2 protein-coding genes are annotated in these 2,081 nt (G+C 60.4%); both read left to right on the plus strand.

Translation table 11 applies throughout. The features are described 5' to 3' along the window. On the plus strand, window positions 1-247 hold a 247-nt coding region (locus tag VII69_05185), incomplete at its 5' end, for a hypothetical protein (GenBank protein HEY5094499.1). 387 nt (window positions 248-634) lie between these two features. Then, complete coding sequence (locus VII69_05190) at window positions 635-1,849, plus strand: IS256 family transposase (GenBank protein ID HEY5094500.1); 1,215 nt, start codon at window positions 635-637, stop codon at window positions 1,847-1,849. Window positions 1,850-2,081 lie beyond the last annotated feature (232 nt).

Genomic DNA, 2,081 nt, shown 5'->3' on the forward strand with positions numbered 1-2,081 from the left:
CTTCGGCCTGATCATCGGCAACCTCATCGCGTCTACGATGGCCCGCGCCGGCGCGCAGGCCGGCATTGGGTCGGCGTTCATGGGCGCGGGCCAATATGTCGGCGGAGCAGTCGTCGGGCTCGTCACGGGTTGGAGCGGAACGACGCCCGGCGTGCTGGGCGCTGCACTACTGATCTGTGGCCTAGCAACGCTCGCGTTCGTTGCCGCGGCCGAGCGTTCGTCCCGTTACCCCATCGCGTCGAGTTGAAGCCGACGTGGGCTTAAGATCTATCCGGCGTCAAGAGCCGTCGGAACTGGCGTGTCGCCCAGGCTGTAGACGCCTCTCATTACCCACTCTTGGATCTGCCCCTGGTCTGTGGTTGTGAGCGATACCTCAGGATTGCTTATCGCATCAGCCGCTACCCACCCGTTTCGCAACATGTCATCTCTTTGAGAATAAATGTCGACTCGCAAACCGAGATGTTTTGTTGTGTCGCCAGCTTTTTGGAGAGATGAGGCCGGAAATAGCTTTAGAAAGTGGTCTTCGGGAGCTCGTTTCGATTTGCGGGGGAATTCCCGGAGCCGCGTAGCGCCGGGAAATGAAAAGACGGCGGTGTAACTCGTGGATTGCTGAAATCTAGGAGGTACACCAACCGTGAAACGATCCTACCGCACCCAGCGCCACTTTGCCAAGCCCAGTGCCCAGGAGCTGCAAATCCGCCTCGAGGACCTGTGCCGGCTCAAAGTGAGTGAACTCTTCCAAGCCGCCCTGGAAGCCGAGGTTGACGACGCGCTCGAACGCCTGCGCTACGAGCGCCGGGCAGATTCGGTGAAGGCCGGGTACCGTGATGGTCACGACCGCCCGCGCAGCATCGCGTCCAATCGCGGCCCGGTCACGATCGCACGCCCACGCGTTCGCGGGGTTCCGTTCGTCTCAGAGATTCTTCCGAAACATCGGCGCAAGTTGGAGAACGTCGATCGCAGCCTCACCGACTTGTGGCTCGACGGTCTGGCCACGCGCGACTTCGAGGGTACCTTACGCGCATTCTTGGGAGCAGATGCCCCGCTCTCGGCGGCAACCATCACGCGCACCAATCAGACGCTCTGCAAAGAACTCGATGCCTGGAACGCACGTCGCCTGGAGGGCGCGGAGTTGGTCTTCACGTGGGCGGACGGTATTTACCTGGGAGCCGGCCCTGACGACGAGCGCCGCGTGTTTCTGGTGGTTCTGGGCGCAGATCGCTTAGGCGAGAAGCATTTGCTGGCAATTCGCGAGGCCATGAGCGAGAGCGAAGCTGCTTGGGAAGAACTGTTCGCCGATCTGGCAAAGCGCGGGCTGCCCGCGCCGGCGCTGCTGGTTGCCGACGGAGCGCATGGGCTCTGGGCCGCGGCGCAAAAGGCGTGGCCCGGCGTAGCCGAGCAACGCTGCTGGATCCACAAAATGCGCAACGTGGAGGAGAAACTTCCGACCAAATTGCAGCCGGCGGCGCACAAAGCGCTCACGGAGATCATGTACGCCGAACGCGAACCGGAAGCGCGCCGCAAGCTCGAGCAGCTCGCGAAATCGTACGAACGCAGCTATCCCAAGGCGGCCAAGTGCCTGCGTGATGACATCGATCGCATGTTCGCGTACTATCGCTTTCCGCACGCCTGCTGGATTCATCTGCGCTCGACCAATCCGATCGAATCGATCTTCTCGCCGATCCGGATTCGTGCCGATGCGATGAAGCGTTTGCGTACCGGCAGATTTGCAGCGGCCGTGCTGCTCGCTCTCGTCGGCAAACTCTCGAAGAGCTGGCGTCGCTTACGCGGTTATCGCGACTTGTACGACATCGCATCGAAACCGATTGCGCTCAAGCGCGCTGCGTGATATTCTAAACGCCACGTCAGTTATACCGCCGTGCGAATTTCCCCGCAAAATGAAACGGCCTCTGCCAGCCCATCGAAGAAATGATTGCATTACTTAGGGAAATACGATCGTCAGCATCAAATCCCCCTGAAGGGGGACATTGACATCCCCTTAGCCATTTCTGAGTGCTCTACGGACCTTAGCGATTGTCGCGGAACGCGGACGGCTCATGCCATTTACCATTTCGCTCAAG

It is taken from the genome of Candidatus Eremiobacteraceae bacterium (assembly GCA_036511855.1).
In the GTDB taxonomy this organism is placed as follows: Bacteria; Vulcanimicrobiota; Vulcanimicrobiia; order Eremiobacterales; family Eremiobacteraceae; genus JABCYQ01.